Origin of the sequence: Micromonospora sp. NPDC052213 (assembly GCF_040679695.1) — a bacterium.
Classification (GTDB): domain Bacteria; phylum Actinomycetota; class Actinomycetes; order Mycobacteriales; family Micromonosporaceae; genus Micromonospora.
Map to the genome: position 1 here is coordinate 1 of NZ_JBFAVI010000093.1, position 24,780 is coordinate 24,780.

Here is a 24,780-nt window from a genome sequence, read left to right on the forward strand (position 1 = left end):
GTCGACGCCCGCCGCCGGCGCGGACGAGGACGGCGGGCGTCGGGTGGCCGGTGCCGACCGCCGGCGCGGACGACCACGGCCGGCGGCGGTGTCAGTGGCCGGCGAGGACGAAGATGACGGCCACCCAGACGGCGGCGAGGGTGAAGCCCAGCGGGGCGACGTAGCGGCTCATGGACGGCTCCGGGTGGCGACTGGACGGTCCGCGAGCGGGAGCGGACCGCAGGGGTGGATCAGGACGCGCACACAGAAGTCGTGACCGGGGGCGGCTCCCGGCGGGGCACGGCGCGGTCACCCGGCGCGGGGCCGGAGACCGGGCGGGTGCGGGGAGCGAAGCTGGGTCAGCTCACCTGCTGAGTCGTGGCTCAGCGGGGCTGACGGACGGCCCGGCCACGACTCGGAGGATCGCTATCTCGCACAGCGATCACCTCCTGCGGTCGGCGGGGCCCGGAACGCGGACCGCGACGGCCCGCAAACGCGGATGATCGTACACCGGCCGGCGTCCGCTGCCGCACTCGGCCCATCGGCTCCGGTCGACCGCCCGACCGGCTCGGGCCGCCGCCGTCGCCGCCCCACGCGGGGGCGGCGAGTGTCCGCCGACGGTCCGCCCGCGGGGCTCCACCGGGCGAACCCGCTCCCGGCGGCCCCCGGCGTGACGCGGCCGGGGGACGGGCGATCCGCGTGTCGTGACCCGGCCTGACGTGCCCGCCGTTAGCGCTTACCTGCCGGTAACGCCTAGGCTCCGACCGACCGGGAGATCACTGAGCAGAGGGGGACCCGTGGCCCGTACCGTCCTGGTGACCGGCGGCAACCGGGGGATCGGCCTGGCGATCGCGCAGGCCTTCGCCAAGCAGGGCGACCGGGTGGCGGTGACCCACCGCAGCGGCGACGCCCCCGAGGGGCTGTTCGGGGTGCGCTGCGACGTCACCGACTCCGACTCGGTCGACGCGGCCTTCACCGCCATCGAGGCCGAGCTGGGGCCGGTCGAGGTGTTGGTCGCCAACGCCGGCATCACCGACGACACGCTGCTGATGCGCATGTCGGAGGAGCAGTTCACCCGCGTGCTGGACACCAACCTGACCGGCGCGTTCCGGTGCGCCAAGCGCGCCTCGACCAAGATGCTCCGCGCGAAGTGGGGCAGGATGATCTTCATCTCCTCGGTGGTCGGCCTCTACGGCGGCCCCGGCCAGGTCAACTACGCGGCGAGCAAGGCCGGACTGGTCGGCGTGGCCCGCTCCATCACCCGCGAGCTGGGCAGCCGCAACATCACCGCCAACGTGGTCGCGCCCGGCTACGTCGAGACCGACATGACCGCCGCGCTGCCCGAGGACCGCAAGACCGAGTACCGCAAGGTCATCCCCGCCGGCCGCTTCGCGCAGCCGGACGAGGTCGCGGGCGCGGTCACCTGGCTGGCCGGGGACGCCGCGGGCTACATCTCCGGCGCCGTCATCCCCGTCGACGGCGGCCTCGGCATGGGTCACTGACAGCGGTCACTGAAGAACTACGGAGGAATCCCTGCATGTCCGGACTGCTCGCCGGTAAGCGGCTGCTCGTCACCGGCGTCATCACCGACGCCTCGATCGCCTTCTCGGTGGCGAAGCTCGCCCAGGAGAACGGGGCGCAGGTCGTGCTCACCGGCTACGGCCGGCTGTCCCTGGTCGAGCGGATCGCCAAGCGGCTGCCCGAGCCGGCGCCGGTGATCGAGTTGGACGTGACCAACGCCGAGCACCTCGCGGGGCTCGCCGACCGGGTGCGCGAGCACGTCGACGGCCTGGACGGGGTGGTGCACTCGATCGGCTTCGCCCCGCAGAGCTGCCTCGGCGGCGGCTTCCTCGACGCGCCCTGGGAGGACGTGGCGACCGCGCTGCAGGTCTCCACGTACTCCTACAAGTCGCTGGCCATGGCGGCGCTGCCGCTGATGTCCGCCGGCGGCGCGGTGGTCGGCCTGACCTTCGACGCGACCAAGGCGTGGCCCGTCTACGACTGGATGGGCGTGGCCAAGGCCGGGCTGGAGTCGGCCTCCCGCTACCTGGCGCTGCACCTGGGCAAGCAGGGCATCCGCAGCAACCTGGTCGCCGCCGGGCCGCTGCGCACCATCGCCGCCAAGTCGATCCCGGGCTTCGAGCAGTTCGAGGACGCCTGGACCGAGCGCGCGCCGCTGGGCTGGAGCCTCACCGACCAGGAGCCGGCCGCCCGGGCCTGCCTGGCGCTGCTGTCCGACTGGTTCCCGGCCACCACCGGCGAGATCGTCCACGTCGACGGCGGCTACCACGCCATCGGCGCCTGAGGCGCGAGGAAGGGTCCCCGCGGTCGCCTTCCGTACGGCAGGGGCCCCTTCCTCGCGGGCAGGGCGAGGGGCCCTTGCCCGGCGGGGACCGCCGACCGGGAAGAATGGCCCCATGGCGTACGATGCGGTGGTCCTGGTGTCCTTCGGTGGGCCGGAGCGGCCCGAGGACGTGATGCCGTTCCTGCAGAACGTGACCCGGGGGCGGGGCGTGCCGCCGGAACGGCTGGCGGAGGTCGCCGAGCACTACCAGCACTTCGGCGGCGTCTCCCCGATCAACCAGCAGTGCCGCGAGCTGCTCGCGGCGATCCGGGAGGACTTCGCCGCCCACGGCCTCGACCTGCCCGTCTACTGGGGCAACCGGAACTGGGATCCGATGCTCGCCGACACCGTGGCGCGGATGCGCGACGACGGCGTCCGGCACGCCCTGGCGTTCGTCACCAGCGCCCTCGGCGGCTACTCCTCCTGCCGCCAGTACCAGGACGACATCGCCGCCGCCCGGGCGGCGGTCGGCCCGGACGCCCCGCTGATCGACAAGATCCGCCAGTTCTGGGACCATCCCGGGTTCGTCGAGCCGCACGTCGACGCGGTACGGGCGGCGCTGGCGCAGCTCGACCCGGCGAAGCGGGACAGCACCCGGCTGGTGTTCACCGCCCACTCGATCCCGAACTCGATGGCCGCCACCGCAGGCCCCCACGGCGGCCGGTACGAGGCGCAGCTCGCCGAGGTGGCCCGGCTGGTGCACGCGGCGGCCGCCCCGGACCTGCCCTGGGACCTGGTCTGGCAGAGCCGCTCCGGCCCGCCGCACGTGCCGTGGCTGGAGCCGGACGTGAACGATCACCTGGGCACGCTGGCCGAGGCCGGCACCACCGGCGTGGTGGTCAGCCCGATCGGGTTCGTCTCCGACCACCTGGAGGTGGTGTGGGACCTCGACACCGAGGCGCGCCAGACGGCCAGGCAGCTCGGCCTGGACTTCGTCCGGGCCGCCACCCCGGGCACGGACCCGCGGTTCGTGGCGATGGTCCGCGAGCTGGTCCGGGAGCGGACCGAGCCGGACGGGGTGACGCTGCGCCGCCGCCTCGGTGACCTGCCGATGTGGGACACCTGCCCGACGGTGTGCTGCGTCCCCGCCCGCCGTCCCGTCGCCCCGACCCCGGGGCGGCCCGGCTCCTGACCGCCGCCGACCTCGGCGGCCCGACTCGTGACGGCCGCCGACCACCCCGGAATCCCGACTCCTGACCGCCGCGCCGGCTCCGCCGGCGGCCCCGACACCCCTGGAACGAGTGACGATGCAGGACCGTAAGCCGGTGGAGAGCTGGCTGACCGACATGGACGGCGTGCTGGTGCACGAGGGCCAGCCCGTGCCCGGCGCGCCGGAGTTCGTCTCCCGGCTGCGCGCCTCGGGCAAGCCGTTCCTGGTGCTCACGAACAACTCGATCTACACGCCGCGGGACCTGCAGGCCCGGCTGAGCCGGATGGGCCTCGACGTGCCCGAGCACGCCATCTGGTCGTCCGCGCTGGCCACCGCCCAGTTCCTGGCCGACCAGCGACCGGACGGCACCGCGTACGTGATCGGTGAGGCCGGGCTGACCACGGCGCTGCACGCGGTGGGCTACGTGCTGACCGACTACGCGCCGGACTACGTGGTGCTGGGGGAGACCCGCACCTACAGCTTCGAGGCGATCACCAAGGCCGTCCGGCTGATCAACGACGGGGCCCGGTTCATCTGCACGAACCCCGACGTGACCGGGCCGTCGGTGGAGGGCGCGCTGCCGGCCGCCGGTTCGGTCGCCGCGATGATCTCGAAGGCGACGGGGGTGGAGCCGTACTTCGTCGGCAAGCCCAACCCGATGATGATGCGCTCGGCGCTGAACACGATCAACGCGCACTCCGAGACGACCGCCATGATCGGCGACCGGATGGACACCGACATCCTCTGCGGGCTGGAGGCCGGCCTGGAGACGATCCTGGTGCTGACCGGGATCAGCAGCCGCGCCGAGGCGGAGCGCTACCCGTACCGCCCGTCGCGGATCGTCAACTCGGTGGCCGACCTGGTCGACGAGGTCTGACGCGCGGCCCGGCCGCCGCGCCCGACGCCGGCCCGCCCGCAGCGGTACGCCCGCCCGCCGTCAGGGGCGCAGCGGGGCGTTGCAGGCGGCCACCAGGGCCTGCCGGCAGGCGGTGGTCAGCGGGCGCAGCGCGGCGTCGCGCTGCTGGGCCTCGTAGTTGTTGATCGCGCCGCCGGGCGCGGCGTGCCCGGCCAGGGCGAGCACCCGGTCGAGCACGGCGGCCCGGGCGAAGAGCCGCCGGGCGCGCGGGTCGAACCCGGGCGGCAGGTCGGTGGCGCCGTTGGGTCGGCGCAGCTCCTCCAGTGCCCCGGCCAGCTCGGGTCGCCACTGGGCGACGTCCAGCCGGGTCAGCGCGGCGGTGGTGTGGTGCAGGGCCGCCGCCAGTTCCGCCTCGGCCTCGGCCGCGCCGGGCAGCGCGAGCGACGCGGCCGGGGCGTCGGCCGGCAGCGGGTAGACCCGCCAGAGCACCGTCTCGAAGGTGTCGCCGGAGCCGGACGTGTGCGTGCGCACGTGCGGGATCAGGCCGAGGCTGCCCGCGACGACCGCCTCGCCGGCCAGCAGCGCCGCGCCGGCGAAGTCGCCCGGGCCGGGCAGCCCGCGCGGATCGCCCGGTGCTGGCAGCACCAGGCGGATCTCGTCCGGCGAGAGCTTCGCCAGGGTGGGCAGCGCCTGCGGCAGCGGGACGTCGGTCCAGGTGCCGGGCGCGTCCGCGACCAGGTGCTCCTCGTCGCCGGCGATGGCCTCGGCGACCTCGTCGAAGGGCACCAGCCCGGCGCGCCACGCGCGCACCCAGGCAACGAACCGGCTGGACCGGCGCGGCGCGAGAGTGGCCGCGCCCGCTGCGGGGGTGGACATGCCGAAAGGGTACGTGGTCATCGCCGCCCCTGTCTCGACTGCCGCTCCGCCCGTCCCCCGCCATGTCGATCATGCGGTGGTGTGGGCGGAACGCCGAACCGTGCGACCGCACCGGCGCCACGGCGACGTGATCAGCGTGCCGGGGGCGTCGCGGCGTGTCGGGTGCGGGCGTGGAGGCGGGCGGATAGCGTGATCTCCATGGGGCGGCGGTATGCGGACGACGTGCTGGCGGGGGACTGGCGGCGACGGAAGGTCACCCCCGAGGTGGACGCCGAACCGGACCTCGTGGTCGAGGACGCCGACTCCGGCTTCTGCGGCGCGGTGGTCGGCTTCGAGGCCGGCGCGGTGGTGCTGGAGGACCGGCACGGCCGGCGGCGCAACTTCCCGCTGCTGCCGGCGGCGTTCCTGCTCGACGGGGAGCCGGTGACGCTGCGCCGGCCGACCCGCGCCCCCGTACCGGCGGCCCGCCGGCGCACCGCCTCCGGCTCGATCGCGGTGGACGGGGTCCGCGCCCAGGTCGCCAAGGCCAGCCGGATCTGGGTGGAGGGCATCCACGACGCGGCCCTGGTCGAGCGGATCTGGGGCGACGACCTGCGGATCGAGGGCGTGGTGGTGGAGCCGCTGGACGGCATCGACGCCCTCGACGCCGAGGTGCGCGCGTTCGCCCCCGGACCGGGTCGCCGCCTCGGTGTGCTGGTCGACCACCTGGTCCCCGGCACCAAGGAGAGCCGGATCGTGGCGAAGGTGACCTCCCCGCACGTGCTGGTCACCGGCCACCCGTACGTCGACGTGTGGCAGGCGGTCAAGCCGGCGGCACTGGGCATCCGGGCGTGGCCCGTGGTGCCGCCGGGGCAGCCGTGGAAGGAGGGGGTCTGCGCCGCGCTCGGGGTCGCCGAGCCGGCCGACATGTGGCGGCACATCCTGTCCCGGGTGGACAGCTTCGCCGACGTGGAGACCCCGCTGATCAACGCGATGGAACGCCTGATCGACTTCGTCACCGAGCCGGCCTGAGCGTGGTTGCGGCCGGGGCCGGGGTCAGGGCTCCTGGTCGGGCGTGCGGGTGAAGACGAAGGTGGCGATGTCCAGCGCCACCGCCCGCCCCGCCTCGTCGCGCAGCACGGAGAGGATCTCGCCGTTCTCCGGGCCGGAGCGGCCCCGCCAGCGGTCCGGTCCCTCCGGGGCGAAACAGCTCATCCGCTCCCCGCGTACGTGCGCCGTCAGGCCGCCCGTGGCGGCGTCCCAGGTCAGGTCGAGGGGCACCCCCATCCACCACCAGCGGCCGGCGAGCTCGACGGTTCCGGCGGGCGGGGCGGCGGCGCCCGGCCGCCAGGGCCGCGGCAGCGCCGGCTCGGCGTCCAGCACGGCGGTGAGGATCCGCTGCGCGAGCCCGCCGATCCCGCCGGTGCGGAAGCCGTACGAGTTGGCGAAGCCGATCACGGCCGTCCGGGACGGGCGGTGCACGGTCAGGGCGGCCACGTAGCCGGGCATCGAACCGCCGTGCCCGACGTAGACCCGCTCGCCCTCCCGGTAGAGCTCCAGCCCCAGGCCGTGCCCGCCGGTCCACGAGTCGAGGTCGCTGATCACCACGGGGGCGCACATCTCGGTCAGCGTCTCCGCCGCCAGCACCTCCGGCGCCGGGTCGGCCAGGAAGGCCGCCCACCGGGCCAGGTCCTCGGCGGTCGACCAGAGCTGCCCGGCCGGGGCCATCGCCCCCGTGTCGGTACGCGGCTCCTCCCGCAGCGTGTCGTGCCACGGGTGCACCACGTAGCCGCGGGCGAACGGCTCCGTCGCCGCGTACGTCGTGCGGCGCATGCCGAGCGGCGCCAGGACGCGCTGGCGGAGCAGCTCGGCCCACGGCGTGCCGGTGATCCGCTCCAGCACCCCGCCGAGCAGCCCGTACGCCAGGTTGGAGTAGTGGTAGGACCGGTGCGCGGGGTAGGCGATCTTCTCGGCGGTGACCCCGGCCACCAGGGTCTCCAGGTCGACGCCCTCGGCGCGTTCCCACCACGGCCCCTCGGGCTCGCGTTGCAGGCCGCTGGCGTGGCCGAGCAGCTGCCGCAGCGTGAGCGTGCCGACGGCGGTGCCGGGCAGGTGCTTCTCCAGCGGGTCGTCCAGGGCCAGCCGGCCGGCGTCGCGCTCCTGCATGACCAGGGTCGCGGTCATGGTCTTGCTGATCGACCCGACCCGGTACTGCAGGTCGCCGTCGGGGCGCGGGTGCTCGCCGGCGGTGGCGAGGTGCGCCAGCGCGCCGTCGCGTACCACGCCGATCACCAGGGACGGCGTCCGGCCGGCGGACTGCGCCTCGGCGACGAGGGTGTCGACGTGGCGGACGGTGTCGGGCAGCAGGGACACGGGCGCTCCTCCCTCCGGGCCCGGTGGGGCGGGCCGCTGACGTGCCGCCGAGCTTACTGATCTTCGCGGGTGGGCCGCGCGTGCATTGTCATGTCACGATCGTGGGGTGGACGCCGTGCTGTGGATCGTGCTGGGTGTGGTGCTGGCCGTCGCCGAGATCTTCACGACGACGCTGTTCCTGATCATGTTCGCGGCCGGGGCCTTCGCCGCCGCCGGAGCCGCGGCGCTCGGCGCGCCGGTGGGTGTGCAGGCGATCGTCTTCGCCGGGGTGTCGGCGCTGACGGTGCTGGGCGTACGCCCGACGCTGCGCAGGCACCGGCGTTCCGCCCTGGAGAGCGGCGAGCAGCCCTTCGGCGTGGAGGCGATCGAGGGCAGCACGGCGCTGGTGCTGGAGCGGATCGACGCCGGGCAGGGCATGGTCAAGATCGACGGCGAGCTGTGGCAGGCCCGGTCCTACGACGCCAGCCAGGTCTTCGCCCCCGGTGAACGGGTGCAGGTGATCCAGGTCCGGGGCGCCACCGCCCTGGTCTGGCGGGACGACGTTTCCCCCTCCGACGAGCTACCCGAAGCGAAAAGGTGAGTACATGGAACTCGTGATCCCGGTCCTGTTGATGGCCGTGGCGCTGATCGGGGTGATCACCCTGGCCAAGGCGGTGCGGATCGTGCCTCAGCAGCGCCAGGACGTGGTCGAGCGGCTGGGTCGGTACAAGCGCACCCTGAACCCGGGGCTGAACCTCCTGGTCCCGTTCATCGACGCGGTCCGCACCAAGGTCGACATGCGCGAGCAGGTGGTCAGCTTCCCGCCGCAGCCGGTGATCACCTCCGACAACCTGGTGGTCTCGATCGACACGGTGCTCTACTTCAAGGTCGTCGACTCGGTCCGCGCCACGTACGAGATCTCGAACTTCCTCCAGGCCATCGAGCAGCTCACCGTCACGACGCTGCGCAACGTCATCGGCTCGCTGGACCTGGAGCGGGCACTGACCAGCCGCGAGGAGATCAACCGGCACCTCTCCGGCGTGCTGGACGAGACCACCGGCCGGTGGGGCATCAAGGTCACCCGGGTGGAGATCAAGGCCATCGAGCCGCCGCCGAGCATCCGGGACTCGATGGAGAAGCAGATGCGCGCCGAGCGGGACCGCCGGGCGGCGATCCTGAACGCCGAGGGGCACAAGCAGTCGCAGATCCTCACGGCCGAGGGCGAGAAGCAGGCCGCGGTGCTACGCGCCGACGGTGACCGGCAGGCGCGGATCCTCCAGGCCGAGGGCCAGGCCAAGGCGATCCGGACGGTGTTCGACGCGATCCACCAGGCCAACCCGAGCCAGAAGGTGCTCGCCTACCAGTACCTCCAGGCGCTGCCGCAGATCGCCAACGGCACCGCGAACAAGGTCTGGATCGTCCCGGCCGAGCTGACCAAGGCCCTCGAGGGGATGGGCGGCGCGCTCGGCGGGCTGAGCCGGATGGTCGGCGACGAGCCGGCACCGGAGGCGGCCGACGGCGCGAGCGAGGTGGAGCGCGAGGCGGCCGCGGCGGCGCAGGCCGCGGCGGCCGCCGCCCAGCAGATCCACGACGAGGTACGCGTCGCCGAGGCGCAGGCCAGCGGCGGCAAACCGCAGGGGCTGCCGGCGCCGGAGCCGGTCTCGCCGGCGAGCCTGCTGAACGACCCCGCCGACCAGCGCGAACGGGGCTGAGCGGCGCGGGCCGACGTGCCCGGAGAAATGTGAGAAGTGCTCATGGGGCGCTCCGGCGCCTGCCACCATCGGTTCTAGGACGGGTGGTGACCAGGCATCGGGGCGCCCCGGCGCGTCCCGCACCGCTCGCGGACGAGCGAGGTGACGCATGAAGGATCCGGCGAAGCGGGTGTGGTCCTCGGCCCCGGTACCGGGCGCGCACGACCCCACCGGGCCGCTCGGCAGCCGGCGTACCGGCGGAGGGTTCGGGGTGCTGCCGTTCGTCGGGGAGCCGACGCCGGCCGGGCCGGCCACCAACGCCAGCTGGGCCTGGTCGCTGCGCCGGTTCGCCCGGGCCGCGGTGTGGCTGCTCCCCGCGTACGCCGTGCTCTACGGCGTCGTGGCGATGGCCAGCGACGGCGGGGTGGGCAACGACCCGTACCCGGCCGACGGCCGGCCGCTCTACCTGGTGGGCTGGGTGGCGTCGGTCTGGCTCGGGCTGCTCGCCCTGCTGGCGCTGACCGGGCTGCTGGCCGCGACGCGCAGCCGCCGGGTCGCCGTCGCCGGCCTGCTGGTGTCCATCGCCGGCACGGTGCTCATGCTGCCCTTCGCGGGCCTGGCGGAGCAGACCCCGGTCTTCGGCACCACCGCCCGCGGGCTCGTGCTCGTCGGCGCCACCTGCTACACCCTGGGCTGGCTGCTGACCGGCTGGTCGGTGGCCCGGTCCGGGGCGTTCAGCATCGGCGACGGCACGATGCTGATGATCGCCGCCCCGCTGCTGGGCCTCGGCGGCGCGTTGATCGGCTCGTTGCAGACCTTCGGTGCGATCTTCGTGCTGATCGCCGGCATCGGCATCGCCTACCGCTCCGGGCGCCTGGTGCCCCGGGACATCGCGCGCGACGCCGCCAGCGCCAGCCTCGCCACCGCCGCGCCGACCGGCCCGGGCCCGAACGGCCCGCTGGCCACCGGCTGAGCCCCTCGCCGGCCGCCCTGGCCGTCCCGGCGCGGCTCCGGCCGGCGGGACGGGTGGGGCGGCGGGGGACGCCGGGGCCACTGTGATGGGAACTCCCTGGCAGCGGGCGGTGAAGTTGCTGACAGGAGGGCCGCGGGGGTGGTCGGTTGGCGGCTTTCACGGCAATCCTGGGGACCATGGCCCCACCCCGCTCGCCGCTGTCGCGGCTGTTCACCGTGCTGCTCGCCGGCGTGCTCGCCGGCCTCGTCCTGGCGGTCGCCGCGCTGCCGGGCAACCTGCTGCTCGGGTTGGGTGCCAAGGCGGCCCTGGGTTCGTACGCCGCGCTGCCCGAGGCGCTGCGCACCCCGGCCACACCACAACGCTCCTACCTCTACGCCAACGACGGCAAGACGCTCATCACCACGTTCTACGACGTCAACCGCACCGACGTCGGGCTGGACGAGATCGCCCCGGTGATGCGGCAGGCGATCGTCGCGGCCGAGGACCGGCGGTTCTACGACCACAGCGGCGCCGACCTGCGCGGCCTGCTCCGGGCGCTGGTGGCGAACGTGTCCGGCGGCGGCACCGCGCAGGGCGGCTCGACGCTGACCATGCAGTACGTCCGCAACGTGCTCAAGACCGACCCGGGCCGCACGGCCGAGGAGCGCGCCGCGGCCACCGAGCAGACCATCGGGCGCAAGATCCAGGAGATCCGGTACGCCACGGCGCTGGAGCAGCGCCTGAGCAAGGACGAGATCCTCAACCGCTACCTGAACATCGCGTACTTCGGCTCCGGGGCGTACGGCATCGCGGCGGCCAGCCAGCGCTACTTCGCCAAGGCCCCGGCGGACCTGACCCTCGGCGAGGCGGCCCTGCTCGCCGGCCTGGTGCAGTCGCCGGAGGCGTACAGCCCGATCGACGGCGACGCGGACGCCGCGCTGGAGCGCCGCGGCTACGTGCTGGACGCGATGGTCGAGACCGGGGCGATCACCGCCGACCAGGCGGCGCGGGCCAAGGCCGAGAAGCTGAAGCTCAAGCCCACCGCGCAGCCCAACGGCTGCACCGCCGTCGCCGAGGGCCACGACGACTGGGGCTTCTTCTGCGACTACCTGCGGCAGTGGTGGCTCGCCCAGCCGGCGTTCGGCGAGAGCGTCGAGGAGCGCGAGCAGGCGCTGCGCCGGGGCGGCTACACCGTGGTGACCTCGCTGGACCCGCAGGTCCAGGCCACCGCGCAGAAGCAGGCCACCAGTGTCTACGGGTACGGCAACAAGCGCGCCCTGCCCATCGCCGCCGTCGAGCCGGGCACCGGCCGGGTCCTCGCCATGGCGGTCAACCGGCACTACAGCCTCGACGCGAACCCGGACGGGCAGCCCAACCACCCGAACACCGTCAACCCCCTGATCTCCGGCGGCGACAGCGTCGACGGATACCAGGCCGGCTCGACGTTCAAGCTGTTCACCATGCTCGCCGCGCTGGAGGCCGGCAAGCCCCTCGCGACCGGCTTCGACGCGCCCAGCCGGCTGCCCACCCGGTACGCGGCCGAGGGCGAGGGGAGCTGCGAGGGCCGGTGGTGCCCGGCCAACGCCAACCCCGAGTGGATGGACGGGTACCGCATGATGTGGGACGGCTTCGGCCGCTCGGTGAACACGTACTTCGTCTGGCTGGCCGAGCAGGTCGGGCAGGAGAAGGTGGTGGAGATGGCACAGCGCCTCGGCATCACCTTCCGGGCCGACGCCGACGCCGCCTTCGCCGAGGAAGACGCCGCCAACTGGGGCTCGTTCACCCTCGGCGTGGCCGCCACCACACCACTCGACCTGGCCAACGCGTACGCCACCGTGGCCGCCGAGGGGACGTACTGCACGCCGCTGCCGGTGGTCTCGGTGACCGCCCCCGACGGCGAGCGGGTGCCGGTCGGCGACCCGTCCTGCCGCCGGGTGCTCGACGCCGACGTGGCCCGGGCCGCCACCGACGCGGCGCGCTGCCCGGTGGGCCAGCAGTCCGCGTTCGGGCAGTGCAACGGCGGCACGGCCACCTCCGTAGACCGGATCCTCGACGGCCGCCCGGTCGCCGGCAAGACCGGAAGCTCGGAGCGGAACGCGACGGAGACGTTCGTCGGCTTCACCCCGCAGGTCGCGGTCGCCGGCATCGCCGCCAACCCGGACGACCCGACCGACTCCGTGGGCGCCGCGGTACAGGCCAAGGTGATCGACGCGGTCGCCCGGGTCATCGCCACCGCCGTCGACGGGCAGCCGGAGAAGATCTTCGCGGCCCCCAGCCGCGAGCTGGTCGGCGACCCGCGCCGCCCGGTGGAGCGCCGCCCGGCCGAGGAACGGCAGCCCTCCGACGAGCGGCGGCCCTCCGACGAGCGGCGGCCCTCCGACGAGCGGCGGCCCTCCGACGAGCAGCGCCTCTCCGACCTGCGACCCTGGCTCCAGGGCCGCGGCTGACCGCCATGCCACGCCCGTGCGTCGCGGGTCGACGCCCGCCACGTGCGCCCGCGGGTTGACGCCCTCCACGTGCGCCCGCGGCCGACGGCGGTCGCACGCCGGGGTGGGGGTCGGCTCCCGTCTCCCCCGGGTAGGCGCCCGGAGCGCCCTGTCGAGCTGCCCCATCCATGAGACCGCCCCCGGGCGTACGACCTCGGCGCGCCGGCCCGCTCCGGTGACGCTTCGGGACGGTCAGTCGGAGCGGGCGACGGTCGTCCGCACCGCCGGGTCGAGGACCGTGCGCACCACCCGGTCGAGGGTGGCGCGGACCTCGGCCGGCCCGCCGTCCGCGTCGACGACGGTGAACGTGCCGAACTCCGGCAGCGCCCGGTAGCCGGCGTCGAGGGCGCGCAGGTAGGGCAGCTCCTCGGTGTCGATGCCCCGGGCCAGCACCCGCTGCTGCGCCCGCTCGGGCGAGACCGCCAGGAAGCAGACCAGGCTCGGCGGCGGGAAGATCCCGTACGCCAGGCGGACCAGCCGCCCGCCCCGGTCGCGGCGGACCCGCATCACCACGTACTGGCACCAGGACCACCGGTCCATCACCGCCGTCCGGCCCGTCAGCCGGGACACCAGCACCGCCCGGGCGATCGCGAGCCAGCGTACGGTCGCCTCCAGCGCCGCATAGCCGGTGCGGCCGAACAGGTGCGGACCGTCCCGGCGGCCCAGGGCACGAGCGAGCCGGTTCCACAGCGGCCGGCCGCCGGCGTTCTCGAAGTAGGTGGCCGGCACTCCCGCCGCGCGGAGCCGGCCGGCCAGCGCCTTCGCCTGGGTGGTCTTCCCGGCCCCGTCGATGCCGACCAGGGCGATGATCATCGGGCGCACGAGCGGCACGTTAGCGGCGGCGGGCAACCCGACGAAAAAAATTCTGAAGAAATTCGGCCGGAGCTGTCGGATCCGGCGACGCCGCTCCGACCACCTGGCGAGAGCGCCCACGACGGGCGTCCGACGCCAGGAGGAACAGCAATGCGGAAGATCGTCTACGGGGTGCACCAGTCGCTCGACGGGTTCATCGAGGGGCCGAACGGCGAGTTCGACTGGCCGGAGATGGGCCCGGAGCTGTCCGCGTACTCGCTGGAGCAGTGCGACCGGTCCGGCGCCTTCCTCTACGGCCGCAAGGTCTGGGAGTTCATGGCCGCCTACTGGCCGCAGGCGGAGTCGATCTCCGACCACCCGCACGACCTCGCCTTCGTGCCCATCTGGCGGCGGACGCCGAAGGTGGTGGTCTCGCGTACGCTCACCGAGGCCGACCACGGCGCCCAGGTGGTCGGCGGCGGCGACCTCGGCAAGGAGGTCACCGCGCTCAAGGAGCAGCCGGGCGGCGACCTGCTGCTCAACGGCGGTGCCGACGCCGCCGCCGCGCTGACCGAACTCGGCCTGATCGACGAGTACCAGATCTTCGTGCACCCGGTGGTGCTCGGCGGCGGCAAGCCGGTCTTCTCGGTCACCGGGCGGCTGAACCTCCGTCTCGTGGAGTCGCGGACCTTCGACGGCCGGTCCGTGCTGCTGCGGTACCACCGGGCCGGCTGAGGCCGGCCTGCTGCTCCTTCCGTCGGTCGTGGTCCGCGCGTCCGGCAGAATCGTGCGGTGCCCATCCACCAGATCACCGACCCCGACGACGAGCGGATCGCCGACTACCGCGCGCTGACCGACGTCGAGCTGCGCACCCGCTGGGAGCCACCCCACGGCCTGTTCATCGCCGAGGGTGAGCTGGTGCTGCGCCGGGCGCTGCGGGCCGGCTACCCGGCGCGGTCGTACCTGGTGGACGCCAAGCGGGTCGACCAGCTCGCCGACCTGGACACCGGCGACGCCCCCGTCTACGCGGCCACCCCGGACGTGCTGCAACGGGCCACCGGCTTCCACGTGCACCGGGGGGTACTGGCGTCGTTCCGGCGCAAGCCCCTGCCGGCCGCCGCCGAGGTGCTCGCCGCCGCCCGCCGGGTGGTGATCCTCGAGGACGTCAACAACCACACGAACCTGGGGGCCATTTTCCGGGCGGTCGCCGCGCTCGGCGTGGACGCCGTGCTGCTCTCCCCGACCTGCGCCGATCCGCTCTACCGGCGCAGTGTCCGGGTCAGCATGGGGGAGGTCTTCGCGATCCCGTACGCGAAGCTGGAACCCTGGCCCGACGCGCTCGCCGATGTCCGCGCGGCCGGCTTCACGGTGCTGGCGATGACCCCCGCGCCGGACGCGGTGCCGATCCAGCGGCTCGACGCGGCGCAGCGGGCCCGTTCGGCCCTGCTGCTCGGCGCCGAGGGGGCGGGGTTGACCCGGGCGGCGATGGACGCCAGCGACGCGCGGGTGGTGATCCCGATGCGCCGCGGCGTGGACTCGCTCAACGTCGCCGCCGCCACCGCCGTGGCCTGCTGGGAGCTGGGCCGCGACGACCCGTGGTGAGGGCGGCGAGCCGCCCCGTCACCTGCCCCGGGCGGACTGTCGAGAATCGGCGTAACCGACGGTAGCGTGTCGCCCGTGTTCCCTACCGTCCGTGAGGTCCTCGCGCTGGACCCCGTCCGCCACGGCGCTCCGCGCCTGGTCGCCGGGGACGCCGGCCTCGACCGCCCGGTGCGCTGGGTGCACGTGGCGGAGGTGCCCGACATCGCCACCCTGCTCGGCGGCGGCGAGCTGGTGCTCACCACCGGCATCGGGCTGCCCGCCGACGACGCCGGGCTGCGCGCCTTCGTCGGCGACCTGGCCGGCGTCGGGGTCTCCGGCCTGGTCGTCGAGTTGGGCCGCCGGTACGTCAGCGGGGTGCCCCGGGTGATGGCGGCCGTCGCGGAGCGGCGCGGGCTGCCGCTGGTGGAGCTGCGGCGGGCCACCCCGTTCGTGCGGATCACCGAGGCGGTGCACGCGCTGATCGTCGACGCCCAGCTCACCGAGCTGCGGGCGACCGAGGAGATCCACCAGCGCTTCACCGAGCTGTCGGTGGAGGGCGCCGGCCCCGGTGAGGTGGTCCGGCAGGCCGCCGAACTGTCCGGCTGCCCCGTGGTGCTGGAGAACCTCTCCCGGCAGGTGCTCGCGTACGACCCGGCGGGGGAGAGCGCCGAGCTGCTGCTGGACGGCTGGGAGCAGCACTCCCGCCGGATCCGGCCGGCGGGGCGGACCGCGTACGACGCGGACAGCGGCTGGCTGGTGACCACCGTCGGCGCCCGGGGGCACGACTGGGGGCGGCTGCTGCTGCGGTGGCCGGGCGGGGGCGACCTGGCCGCCGGCCGGCGGGTGCTCGACCCGGCGGCCGAGGTCGGGGTGGGCGTCGCCGCTGCCCCGCCGGCCGGACCGCCCACCCGGCTGACCATCCTGGTCGAACGCGCCGCGTCGACGCTGGCGTTGGGCCGGCTGATCCGGCGCGACGCCGAGGGACTGGAACGGCAGATCCACCGGACGCTGCTCACCGCCCTGCTCGACCACTCCCGCCCGGTCGACGAGGTGGCCCTGCGGGCCCGGGCGCTCGGCGTGGTGCTGGAGCGGCGGCATCTCGTCGGCGTGGTGGTCCGGCACCGGGCCGACGACCCGGCGGGGGAGGGCGGCCCGGCCGGCGAGGCCGGACACCTGGGGGACCCGGGCGCGGGCGACCCGGAGTCGGGTCCGGCGCGGCTGCGCGACCTCGCCGAGGCCGTCGGCCAGGCGCTGCACGAGGCGAAGCTGACCGGGCTGACCAGCGCCGTCGACGACCATGCCGTCGGCGTGCTGCTCGCCCTGCCCGACCCGGCCGCCGAGGAGCGGGCGTTGGCCGCGTTCGCCGCCGCGCTGCGCCGGGGCCGCTCCGACACCGCCGCGCCGACCGACCGGGTCGGTGTCGCCGCCTCCGGGCGCCTCGACGGCCCGCCCCGGGACGTCCCGGGCAACGGCGCGGCCCGGCCGTCGTCGGGTGGCGCGGTGCTGATCGCGGCCGGCTCCGGGGTGGGCAGCCTGCGGGAGGCGCGCCGGTCGCTGATCGAGGCCCGGCAGGTCGCCGACGCCGCCCGGCGGGACCGGCGGGACCTGCCGATCTTCCGGTTGCCGCACGTCGGGTTGGCCGGGCTGCTGCACCTGCTGCGCGACGAGCCCCGGGTGCAGACCTTCGTCGAGCGGGAACTGGGCGCCCTGCTGACGTACGACGCGCAGCACCCCCGGGAGCACCTGCTCGGCACCCTGCGGGCGTACCTGGAGCAGGGCCGGAACAAGTCGGCGGCGGCTGCCGCGGCGCACCTGTCCCGGCCGGCGTTCTACGAGCGGCTGGCCCGGATCGGCCGCGTGCTCGACGTCGACCTCGACTCGGTCGAGGCCTGTCTCTCCCTCCACGTCGCCCTGCTGGCCCTGGACGCCATCCGCACCCCCTGAGGGTCACCGCCGACCACGCTGTCGATCATGAAGTTGTCGCGCTCCGCCTCGCAGCGGGGTCAACTTCATGATCAACGGGCGTGGGTCGGGCCGGGAGAGTCAGGTGAGGGCGGTGAGGGCCTTGGCGTACGGCGGGGGGACGTGGTTCGGGCCGCCCGGGGTGAAGACGTCGGAGTTGGCGGCGGCCGACCAGGCCGTGGCCGGGACCGCGTCGACGAGGGCGCGGACGACCGGGGCGTCGCGCCACTCGTCCTGCTCGGCGAGCAGGCTCAACGCCACCACCGACTCCTCCACCTCGCCGACGCACTCGAACGGCTTGTGCCCGTCCACGCCCAGCAGTTCCCGGTAGCCGGGCACCTGCGCGGGGTCGGCGAGCAGGTCGCCGCCGAAGATGTGGGTGATCCGCCCGCGCGACATGAACGGCGCCATCGCCAGGAAGACGAACCGGCACTTCGGGCAGTCGCGGCACCAGCGCTCGCTGGCGTCGCGCAGCTTGAACGCGGCGTTGCAACTGGTCACCACGTCGTCGTAGCGGTCGATCTCGGCGAACAGCCGGGCGATGTGCAGCTCGGACAGCGAGCGCAGCAGCGAGAAGTACGGCTCGGTCAGCCCGGCGTGCTCGGCCAGCGCCGCCCGCAGCAGCCCTTCCGCCTCCACGCCCTTGGACCACTGGTGGTTGATCTCGTGGCCGTTCCAGACCAGGTTCGGGTCCGACGCCGACCGCTCGTTGGACATCACCACGGGGCCCAGCCCGTGCAGCACCGCGGTGGCGACCGCGATCAGCGAGTTGATCGCGGTGACCGGGATGTGGCCGTTGAGTGCCCCGGCGGCGTTCAGCTCGAACAGCACCGGGTCGATGCGCCGCCGGGCGGCGAGCGGGGTGAGCCCGGACGCCTCGTTCACCGAGACGATCACGTGGTTGGGGTTGACCGAGAACGGCACCGGGTCGAACCCGGCCCGACGCAGCGCCTCCAGGCTGACGATCGAGTCCTTTCCGCCGCCCACCGCCGAGAGCGGACGCCGGTCGGAGTCGTCGTACACCCGGGCCGGGGAGACCGTGCCGGCCGGCACCTCCGGGCGCAGCTCCAGCACGTGCGGCAGCTGGTTGCGGTACGCGTACTCCGCGAGGCCCTTGGTGTAGATGGCGGTGACCAGCTCGGTGGCGGCCGCGCCCAGCGGCGCCGGCAGCACCACGCGGGGCGGCGCGGCGGCCTTGTAGTAGCTGACCCCGGCGACCACGTGCAGCAGCTCCAGGACCCGGCCGAGGGCCGCCACGGTCTCGTCCGACGGCGGCGCGTCGGGCAACGGAAGGGTGATCACCTCGGTGAACCGCTGCTCGCCGTCGGGGCCGGTGAGGGCGTAGTCGAACAGGACCTCCCCGGTGGAGAGATCGATCGAGTAGGACGGGAAGGTGAAGGCGTCCATCCGCCGGAGCTGCTCGTTGGGCACACGCCATACTAGGCCCTGGTTCGTCCGGCCGTGTCCGGCTGCGCCGGACCCGCCCTGCCTCGCCCGCCGACACCCCCTGAGGAGAGCCTGTGCGCCTGTCTGACCTGCGCGGACGTACCGTCGCCGTCTGGGGCGCCGGTCGGGAGGGCCGGGCCGCCGTGACCGCGATCGCCGCGCACGGCCCGGCTGACCTGGTCGCCGTCGACGACAGTGCCAACTTCCTCAGTCTGCCCTGGGAGGGGCCGCTGGCCGAGGCGGCGCCGCTGGTCACCGGCGAGGACGGCTTCGCCCGGCTGGCCGCCGCCGAGGTGGTGGTCCGCTCGCCCGGCGTGCCGCAGACGCACCCGTGGCTGGTGGAGCTGCGTCGGCGTGGTGTGACCGTCACCCAGGGCACGGCCCTGTGGATGGCCGACCACGCCGAGCGCACGGTCGGCGTCACCGGCAGCAAGGGCAAGAGCACCACCTCCAGCCTGATCAGCCACCTGCTCGCCGCCGTGGACCGGCCGAACGTCTTCGGTGGGAACATCGGCGTGCCGACGCTGGACCTGCCGGAGGCGGAGCTGTACGTGCTGGAGCTCTCCAGCTACCAGTGCAGCGACCTGACCGACTCGCCGCGGGTGGCGGTGGTCACCGCCCTCTTCCCCGAGCATCTCGACGCGCACGGTGGCGAGGCCGAGTACTACCGGGACAAGCTCAACCTCCTCGCGCACGGGCCGCGTACCGTGGTGGTCAACGGCGCCGACCCGCGACTCGCCCTCGAGCTGGGCGACCGGGCGGCCGTACGCGCCGGCCTGCCCGACACCGCCCACGTGGCCGGCGGCCCCGACGGCACGCCCTGGTTCCACCTCGGCGACCGGCCGCTGTTCCCGCGTGCGGTGCTGCCGCTGGTCGGCCGGCACAACGAGGGCAACCTCTGCGTCGCCCTCGCGGTGCTCGACGCGCTCGGCGTCGACGTGGTGGCCCGCAAGGACGCCCTGGCGGTGGCGGTGGCGGGGTTCCAGGGGCTGGCCCACCGGCTCACCGAGATCGTCGACCCGTCCGGCCTCACCTTCGTCGACGACACCCTCGCCACCAGCCCGTACGCGGCGATGCACGCGATCGACGCGTACGAGGGGCGGCCGTTGACGGTGATCGTCGGCGGCACCGACCGGGGGTTGGACTACACGCCGTTGCGCGAGCACCTCGCGGAGCGCGAGATCACCGTGATCGGCATCCCGGACAGCGGGGCCCGGATCGTCGAGGCGCTCGCCGGGCTGCCGAAGGTACGCGCCGAGGTGGTCGACGACCTCGTGGACGCGGTCCGGCTGGCCCGCGGGCTGACCCCGGCCGACGGGGTGGTGCTGCTCTCCCCGGCCGCGCCCAGCTACGGGCGGTTCCGCAACTTCGAGCACCGCTCCGAGGTCTTCGCCCAGGCCGTCCGGGACACCGCCGCCGGCTGACCGCCGAGGCGCGGAGCGCATGTCCCCGCACCCGGCACCGGTCTTCCCGTCCCGGCGCCCGGCGGCCGGTCAGGCCGCGACGAGGGCGGCGTGCAGGGCGCGCATCGACCGGATCGCCGAGCGGATCTCCTGGAGGTAGCGGCCCGGGGTGAGGGTGGGCTCGGGCAACCCGGCGAGGTCGGGCAGCGTCGGGTCGACGCCGACGGTCTCGATCCCGCAGCCGTACGGCACGGCGAGGGTGCGCAGCGCGTCGCAGTGCTGGAACGGCACGTAGATCGGCGCGGTCACCATGAGCACCGGGTCGCCGGTGCGCAGGTGGACGTGCTCCGCCCAGAACCGCTGGGTGTCGGCGGTGTGCGCCCGCCGCCGCGCGGGATCGCTGGACGGGGCGGCGAGCACCCGGACCGGCGGGCCGCCCGCGGGCCGGTAGGTCCGCGACGACCAGGAGTGGTGCGGATGGCCGCCGTCGTGACCGTCCTCCTCGGCCGGGGCGGCCATCCCGAACTCGCGCCGCACCGCCGCGTCCAGGGCCTCCACCTCGGTGTCGCAGGGCGGGACGCCGGCCGCCGCCAGCCCCGCGCGCTCCACCTCGGACAGCGGGCGGAAGCTGCCCAGCACGGCCACCTCGCCGGCGACCCGGGTGCCGGCGCGCAGCAGGTGTGCCGCGTACGCGACCCGGCGCTGGCAGGCGTTCGACAGCCCGCCCAGCACCACCAGGTGGGCGTACTCGGACCGGGTCGGCGGCACCGGGTGGACCAGGCCGAGCGCGGCGGCGGCGCCGAGCACCAGGCCGGCGGTGGCCGGGTCGAAGGCGGGTTCCCGGGCGTCGGGGCGCTCCCGGCCGCCCCGGAAGTCCCAGTGCCGGGCGGAGAACTCGTCGAGGCCGGCCAGCACGGCCGCCAGGTCCCCGCCCGGCCAGTCGCCGCCGAAGTGCCCGACGAGGGCGCGCAGCGGCGCCGAGTCCACCCAGGCCCGTACGCCGGCCGTGATCTCCCCGGCGCCGGTGCCCGCCGCACCGGTGGGCAGCGCCACCTCCCCGATCCGCACCGCCGGATCCTACCGGCGGCCGGGTGCCGGAGCCGGTAGGAACGGCGCGTCATCCTGGACCGACGCGCCGGATGCGGAATGAGTCGTGTCAGCCCGCATCGGCCACCGAAAACCGGGTGCCGGCCCGTCCCGGCCCCCGGAAACCGCAGCACCGAGGTTGACGCGCTGTCAGGCGGGACCCGCCGCTGCGCTACACAGTGACAGTTGTCCCTGCCGTCCGGTGATGAGAGCGTGCGGGTTACCGCCAACGCCGCTGAGAGGGTGCGACGATGACCGCCGACGACCTGCTGGCCCGGCACCGGGCCGTGCTCCCGTCCTGGATGCCGCTCTACTACGACGAGCCGATCGAGCTGGTCTCCGGCTCGGGCCGCCGGGTCACCGACTCCCGGGGCCGCACCTACCTGGACTTCTTCGGCGGCGTGCTCACCTCGATGGTCGGTTACGACATCCCGGAGATCCGGGAGGCGGTCGAGCGGCAGATCCGCACCGGCATCGTGCACAGCTCCACGCTCTACCTCATCCGGCAGCAGGTCGAGTTGGCCGAGAAGGTCGCGCAGCTCTCCGGCATCCCGGACGCGCGGGTGTTCTTCGCCAACTCCGGCACCGAGGCGAACGAGGCGGCGTTGCTGTTCGCCACCAACCACCGCCGCTCGGCGCAGATCCTCGCGGTGCGCAACAGCTACCACGGCCGGTCGTACGCGACGATGGGCGTGACCGGCAACCGCGGCTGGTCGGCCAGCGCGCTCAACCCGCTCCAGGTGGCCTGGCTGCACTCGGGGGAGCGGCTGCGCGGCCTGCTCGCGCGGCTCGACGAGACGCAGCGCGTCGACGCGGCGGTGGAGGACCTGCGCGAGGTGCTCGCCACCCAGACCGCCGGCGACGTGGCCTGCCTGATCGCCGAGCCGATCCAGGGCGTCGGCGGCTTCGTGCACCCGCCGGACGGGCTCTTCGCCGCCTGGAAGAAGGTGCTCGACGAGCACGGCATCCTGTTCGTCTCCGACGAGGTGCAGACCGGTTGGGGGCGCACCGGCGAGCACTTCTGGGGCTACCAGGCGCACGGCGTCACCCCGGACCTGCTCACCTTCGCCAAGGGCATCGGCAACGGCTTCGCCCTGGCCGGCGTCGTCGGCCGGGCCGAGGTGCTGGAGTCCGTGCCCGGGATCAGCTTCTGCACGTTCGGCGGGAACCCCGTCTCCACCGCCGCCGGCAACGCGGTGCTGGACTACCTGCTCGACCACGATCTGCAGGCCAACGCGGCCCGCACCGGCGCGATCCTCGCCGACGGCCTGCGCGCCGCCGTGGGCGGTCTCGACTGCGTCGCCGAGGTACGCGGCAAGGGGCTGATGCTCGGCGTCGAGTTCGTCCGCCCGGGCACCGCGGAGCCGGACCCGGCGCTGACCGTCCGCGTCCTCGAGGCGTGCAGGGCGGGCGGGCTGCTGGTCGGCAAGGGCGGCCTGTACGGCAACGTGCTGCGGATGGGCCCGCCGCTGACGCTGACCGAGGACGAGGCCCGCGAGGGCCTGGCCGTCATGGTCGACGCCATCCGCTCCTGCGCCGCGGCGACGGTGGCGGCGTGACCGCCGCGAACGGCGGGCCCGGCATGGACAGGGCGACCACCACGGACCTGTCCACGGTGTCGCACTTCGTCGACGGCAAGCGGTTCGGCGGCACGTCGGCCCGGCACGGGGACGTCTTCGACCCGGCTACCGGGCGGCGTACCGGTCAGGTGGCGCTGGCCTCGGCGGCGGACGTCGCGGTCGCGGTGGAGGCCGCCGAGCGCGCGGCCCGGGCCTGGCGGGACGCGTCGCTGGCCCGGCGGACGGCGGTGCTCTTCGCCTTCCGCGAGCTGGTCAACGCCCGCCGCGACCGGCTGGCGGAGGTGATCACCGCCGAGCACGGCAAGGTGCTCGCGGACGCCGCCGGCGAGGTGCAGCGCGGCCTGGAGGTGATCGAGTACGCCTGCGGCATCCCCTCGGCGCTGCGCGGCGGGTTCAGCGAGAACGTCTCCACCGAGGTCGACTCGTACAGCCTGCGCCAGCCGCTCGGCGTGGTCGCCGTGATCTCCCCGTTCAACTTCCCCGTCATGGTGCCGCTGTGGTTCGTGCCCGTGGCCGTGGCCTGCGGCAACGCGGTGGTGCTCAAGCCGAGCGAGAAGGACCCGGGCGCGGCGCTGCTGCTGGCCGAGTGGTTCGCCGAGGCCGGCCTGCCCGACGGGGTGCTGAACGTGGTCAACGGGGACGCCGAGGCCGTCGACGCGCTGCTGGACCACCCGGGCGTGAAGGCGGTGTCGTTCGTCGGGTCCACCCCGGTCGCCCGGTACGTCCACCAGCGCGGCAGCGCCGCCGGCAAGCGGGTGCAGGCCCTCGGCGGCGCGAAGAACCACATGGTGGTGCTGCCGGACGCCGACCTGGACCTGGCCGCCGACGCGGCGGTCAACGCCGGGTTCGGCTCGGCGGGGGAGCGGTGCATGGCGATCTCGGCGCTGGTCGTGGTGGAGCCGGTCGGCGACGCCCTGGTCGCCCGGATCGCCGAGCGGATGGCCCGGCTGCGCACCGGCGACGGCCGGCGCGGCTGCGACATGGGCCCGCTGGTCACCGCCGCGCACGCCGAGAAGGTCCGTTCGTACGTCGCGGCCGGGGTGGCCGCCGGCGCGGTGCCGGTGGTGGACGGCCGCGACGTCGAGCCCGACGGCGACGCCGACGGGTTCTGGCTGGGCCCGACGCTGTTCGACCGGGTCACCCCGGACATGTCGATCTACACCGACGAGATCTTCGGCCCGGTGCTCGGCGTCGTGCGGGTCGGCTCGTACGACGAGGCGGTGGACCTGGTCAACGCCAACCCGTACGGCAACGGCACGGCGATCTTCACCAACGACGGCGGCGCCGCGCGGCGCTTCCAGCACGAGGTGGAGGTCGGCATGGTCGGCATCAACGTGCCGATCCCGGTGCCGATGGCGTACTACTCCTTCGGCGGCTGGAAGTCCTCGCTCTTCGGCGACCTGCACGCCCACGGCGAGGACGGGGTGCGCTTCTTCACCCGGGGCAAGGTGGTGACCAGCCGCTGGCTGGACCCGCGCCACGGCGGGGTCAACCTCGGCTTCCCCACCCAGACCTGAGCAGCCGCAGGGCGCCGGCCCCGGCCAGGTACGCCGCCAGCGCCGAGGCCGGCACCCCCAGCGGCTCGGGGGCCGACTTCGGTGTCTCGGCGTTGACGACCAGGGCGTACACCACGGCGGCGAAACCGGCGGCGGTGACCGCGGCGCGGGCGGTGCCCCGCCACCCCGAACTGGCCGGCTGACCGGTGTCGTGCGGCTGACCGGTGTCGTGTGGCCGGCCGGTCGGCCCCGGGCCCTGGGCGGGCGCCCCGCCGCCGTCGGCCCGCCGGCGGTCCCGGGCGCGGCCGGTCGGGCCGGTACGGGCCTCGACGGGGCCGAAGACGGCGACCAGGGCGGCCAGCACCACGGCCAGCATCAGCACCCAGGGCACCCGCCAGGCCAGCCAGGCGGCCGAGCCCACGGGCGGGGTCGGCAGCTCCCCGGCCGCGTCCAGCGCGCCGACCAGCAGGATCGCGGCCGTCAGGTGCCAGAGGAAGACGGTGAGCACGACCGCGTTCACCGCGATCACCGCCTGCCATGGACGCGAGCGGCGCAGCCAGCGTTTCGCCGGGTCGCGCAGCAGCAGGATCAGCCCGAGCTGGGCCGTGGTCAGGGTCAGCAGCGCGAGGCTGGGCGGCGCGGCGTTGTCCAGCCGCTCGCCCGGCACGTTGAGCATGGCGACCGGGTACGGCCCGACGGTCAGCAGCACCGTCGCGGCCAGCCCGCCCAGCAGCGCCGTCCCGCCGGCCCGCCGCGACAGCGGCAGCCG

Annotated in this window: 20 protein-coding genes and 1 pseudogene; 15 read left to right on the forward strand and 6 right to left on the reverse strand. The window is 74.7% G+C overall.

Features of this window, described 5'->3' with window-relative positions; translation table 11 throughout:
• Positions 1 to 776 precede the first annotated feature (776 nt).
• The 4 genes from AB0L34_RS21295 (at position 777) to AB0L34_RS21310 (ending at position 4,350) form a co-directional block, all read left to right on the forward strand.
• Complete coding sequence (locus tag AB0L34_RS21295) at positions 777 to 1,481, forward strand: beta-ketoacyl-ACP reductase (protein WP_350711402.1); 705 nt, start codon at positions 777 to 779, stop codon at positions 1,479 to 1,481.
• 35 nt (positions 1,482 to 1,516) lie between these two features.
• The gene (gene fabI / locus AB0L34_RS21300) at positions 1,517 to 2,284 is read left to right on the forward strand and encodes an enoyl-ACP reductase FabI (protein WP_357699289.1); all 768 of its coding nucleotides are present in this window, start codon (positions 1,517 to 1,519) and stop codon (positions 2,282 to 2,284) included.
• A 112-nt stretch (positions 2,285 to 2,396) separates the two neighbouring features.
• Complete coding sequence (locus tag AB0L34_RS21305) at positions 2,397 to 3,455, forward strand: ferrochelatase (protein WP_363706008.1); 1,059 nt, start codon at positions 2,397 to 2,399, stop codon at positions 3,453 to 3,455.
• Between the two features lie 115 nt (positions 3,456 to 3,570).
• On the forward strand, positions 3,571 to 4,350 hold the full coding sequence (locus AB0L34_RS21310; protein ID WP_350711397.1) for an HAD-IIA family hydrolase: 780 nt from the start codon (positions 3,571 to 3,573) through the stop codon (positions 4,348 to 4,350).
• 60 nt (positions 4,351 to 4,410) lie between these two features.
• Here AB0L34_RS21310 and AB0L34_RS21315 read toward each other — a convergent pair whose 3' ends face one another.
• Positions 4,411 to 5,205 carry a hypothetical protein gene (locus AB0L34_RS21315; protein WP_357459003.1) on the reverse strand — a complete coding sequence of 265 codons (795 nt, stop codon included), beginning with the start codon at positions 5,203 to 5,205 and terminating at the stop codon, positions 4,411 to 4,413.
• Between the two features lie 198 nt (positions 5,206 to 5,403).
• Here AB0L34_RS21315 and AB0L34_RS21320 point away from each other — a divergent pair, with 198 nt between their 5' ends.
• On the forward strand, positions 5,404 to 6,216 hold the full coding sequence (locus AB0L34_RS21320; RefSeq protein ID WP_363706009.1) for a DUF3097 domain-containing protein: 813 nt from the start codon (positions 5,404 to 5,406) through the stop codon (positions 6,214 to 6,216).
• A 24-nt stretch (positions 6,217 to 6,240) separates the two neighbouring features.
• Here AB0L34_RS21320 and AB0L34_RS21325 read toward each other — a convergent pair whose 3' ends face one another.
• On the reverse strand, positions 6,241 to 7,557 hold the full coding sequence (locus tag AB0L34_RS21325; protein WP_363706010.1) for a serine hydrolase domain-containing protein: 1,317 nt from the start codon (positions 7,555 to 7,557) through the stop codon (positions 6,241 to 6,243).
• Positions 7,558 to 7,663: 106 nt separating this feature from the next.
• Between AB0L34_RS21325 and AB0L34_RS21330 the strand changes: the two genes are divergently transcribed.
• The 4 genes from AB0L34_RS21330 to AB0L34_RS21345 all read left to right on the forward strand — a co-directional run bounded on the left by AB0L34_RS21330 (position 7,664) and on the right by AB0L34_RS21345 (position 12,626).
• Positions 7,664 to 8,137 (forward strand): NfeD family protein, encoded by a 474-nt coding sequence (locus AB0L34_RS21330; protein ID WP_350711390.1) that lies wholly within the window; start codon positions 7,664 to 7,666, stop codon positions 8,135 to 8,137.
• Positions 8,138 to 8,141: 4 nt separating this feature from the next.
• Positions 8,142 to 9,248: an SPFH domain-containing protein gene (locus AB0L34_RS21335; RefSeq protein ID WP_363706011.1), complete on the forward strand. Its 1,107-nt coding sequence runs from the start codon at positions 8,142 to 8,144 to the stop codon at positions 9,246 to 9,248.
• 148 nt (positions 9,249 to 9,396) lie between these two features.
• Positions 9,397 to 10,200, forward strand: coding sequence for a hypothetical protein (locus AB0L34_RS21340; RefSeq protein ID WP_357699272.1), 804 nt, complete (start codon positions 9,397 to 9,399; stop codon positions 10,198 to 10,200).
• Between the two features lie 176 nt (positions 10,201 to 10,376).
• Complete coding sequence (locus AB0L34_RS21345; protein ID WP_363706012.1) at positions 10,377 to 12,626, forward strand: transglycosylase domain-containing protein; 2,250 nt, start codon at positions 10,377 to 10,379, stop codon at positions 12,624 to 12,626.
• Positions 12,627 to 12,857: 231 nt separating this feature from the next.
• Here the strand turns inward: AB0L34_RS21345 and AB0L34_RS21350 are convergent, their stop codons facing one another.
• Positions 12,858 to 13,478, reverse strand: a complete 621-nt coding sequence (locus tag AB0L34_RS21350) for a thymidylate kinase (protein ID WP_363706019.1) — start codon at positions 13,476 to 13,478, stop codon at positions 12,858 to 12,860.
• A 150-nt stretch (positions 13,479 to 13,628) separates the two neighbouring features.
• On the opposite strand from AB0L34_RS21350, the gene AB0L34_RS21355 reads away from it, so the two are divergent.
• The 3 genes from AB0L34_RS21355 to AB0L34_RS21365 all read left to right on the forward strand — a co-directional run bounded on the left by AB0L34_RS21355 (position 13,629) and on the right by AB0L34_RS21365 (position 16,982).
• Positions 13,629 to 14,192, forward strand: a complete 564-nt coding sequence (locus AB0L34_RS21355; protein ID WP_357458984.1) for a dihydrofolate reductase family protein — start codon at positions 13,629 to 13,631, stop codon at positions 14,190 to 14,192.
• Positions 14,193 to 14,249: 57 nt separating this feature from the next.
• Positions 14,250 to 15,059, forward strand: coding sequence for an RNA methyltransferase (locus AB0L34_RS21360; RefSeq protein ID WP_363706013.1), 810 nt, complete (start codon positions 14,250 to 14,252; stop codon positions 15,057 to 15,059).
• Between the two features lie 66 nt (positions 15,060 to 15,125).
• Positions 15,126 to 16,982: a PucR family transcriptional regulator gene (locus AB0L34_RS21365; RefSeq protein WP_363706014.1), complete on the forward strand. Its 1,857-nt coding sequence runs from the start codon at positions 15,126 to 15,128 to the stop codon at positions 16,980 to 16,982.
• 99 nt (positions 16,983 to 17,081) lie between these two features.
• On the opposite strand, the gene AB0L34_RS21370 is transcribed toward AB0L34_RS21365, so the two are convergent.
• Positions 17,082 to 18,431 carry a hypothetical protein gene (locus AB0L34_RS21370; RefSeq protein WP_363706015.1) on the reverse strand — a complete coding sequence of 450 codons (1,350 nt, stop codon included), beginning with the start codon at positions 18,429 to 18,431 and terminating at the stop codon, positions 17,082 to 17,084.
• A gap of 89 nt (positions 18,432 to 18,520) precedes the next feature.
• Between AB0L34_RS21370 and murD the strand changes: the two genes are divergently transcribed.
• Complete coding sequence (gene murD, locus AB0L34_RS21375; RefSeq protein WP_363706016.1) at positions 18,521 to 19,870, forward strand: UDP-N-acetylmuramoyl-L-alanine--D-glutamate ligase; 1,350 nt, start codon at positions 18,521 to 18,523, stop codon at positions 19,868 to 19,870.
• Positions 19,871 to 19,939: 69 nt separating this feature from the next.
• Here murD and AB0L34_RS21380 read toward each other — a convergent pair whose 3' ends face one another.
• Positions 19,940 to 20,917, reverse strand: coding sequence for a hypothetical protein (locus tag AB0L34_RS21380; protein WP_363706017.1), 978 nt, complete (start codon positions 20,915 to 20,917; stop codon positions 19,940 to 19,942).
• A 269-nt stretch (positions 20,918 to 21,186) separates the two neighbouring features.
• On the opposite strand from AB0L34_RS21380, the gene AB0L34_RS21385 reads away from it, so the two are divergent.
• Together AB0L34_RS21385 and AB0L34_RS21390 are read left to right on the forward strand one after the other, a co-directional pair.
• On the forward strand, positions 21,187 to 22,494 hold the full coding sequence (locus tag AB0L34_RS21385; protein WP_363706018.1) for an aspartate aminotransferase family protein: 1,308 nt from the start codon (positions 21,187 to 21,189) through the stop codon (positions 22,492 to 22,494).
• 47 nt (positions 22,495 to 22,541) lie between these two features.
• Positions 22,542 to 24,032 (forward strand): CoA-acylating methylmalonate-semialdehyde dehydrogenase, encoded by a 1,491-nt coding sequence (locus AB0L34_RS21390; protein ID WP_363706020.1) that lies wholly within the window; start codon positions 22,542 to 22,544, stop codon positions 24,030 to 24,032.
• On the opposite strand, the pseudogene AB0L34_RS21395 reads toward AB0L34_RS21390, so the two are convergent.
• Positions 24,004 to 24,780 (reverse strand): annotated as a pseudogene (locus tag AB0L34_RS21395) (acyltransferase); the annotation flags it as partial. The gene AB0L34_RS21390 and the pseudogene AB0L34_RS21395 sit on opposite strands and share 29 nt — an antisense overlap.

Excerpts from the sequence above, each read along its gene's own strand:
- AB0L34_RS21310 (WP_350711397.1), top strand. The coding sequence starts at position 3,571 with ATGCAGGACCGTAAGCCGGTGGAGAGCTGGCTGACCGACATGGACGGC.
- AB0L34_RS21335 (WP_363706011.1), top strand. The coding sequence starts at position 8,142 with ATGGAACTCGTGATCCCGGTCCTGTTGATGGCCGTGGCGCTGATCGGG.
- AB0L34_RS21355 (WP_357458984.1), top strand. The coding sequence starts at position 13,629 with ATGCGGAAGATCGTCTACGGGGTGCACCAGTCGCTCGACGGGTTCATC.
- AB0L34_RS21305 (WP_363706008.1), top strand. The coding sequence starts at position 2,397 with ATGGCGTACGATGCGGTGGTCCTGGTGTCCTTCGGTGGGCCGGAGCGG.
- AB0L34_RS21340 (WP_357699272.1), top strand. The coding sequence starts at position 9,397 with ATGAAGGATCCGGCGAAGCGGGTGTGGTCCTCGGCCCCGGTACCGGGC.
- AB0L34_RS21350 (WP_363706019.1), bottom strand. The coding sequence starts at position 13,478 with ATGATCATCGCCCTGGTCGGCATCGACGGGGCCGGGAAGACCACCCAG.
- AB0L34_RS21345 (WP_363706012.1), top strand. The coding sequence starts at position 10,377 with ATGGCCCCACCCCGCTCGCCGCTGTCGCGGCTGTTCACCGTGCTGCTC.
- fabI (WP_357699289.1), top strand. The coding sequence starts at position 1,517 with ATGTCCGGACTGCTCGCCGGTAAGCGGCTGCTCGTCACCGGCGTCATC.
- AB0L34_RS21315 (WP_357459003.1), bottom strand. The coding sequence starts at position 5,205 with ATGTCCACCCCCGCAGCGGGCGCGGCCACTCTCGCGCCGCGCCGGTCC.
- AB0L34_RS21385 (WP_363706018.1), top strand. The coding sequence starts at position 21,187 with ATGACCGCCGACGACCTGCTGGCCCGGCACCGGGCCGTGCTCCCGTCC.
- AB0L34_RS21320 (WP_363706009.1), top strand. The coding sequence starts at position 5,404 with ATGGGGCGGCGGTATGCGGACGACGTGCTGGCGGGGGACTGGCGGCGA.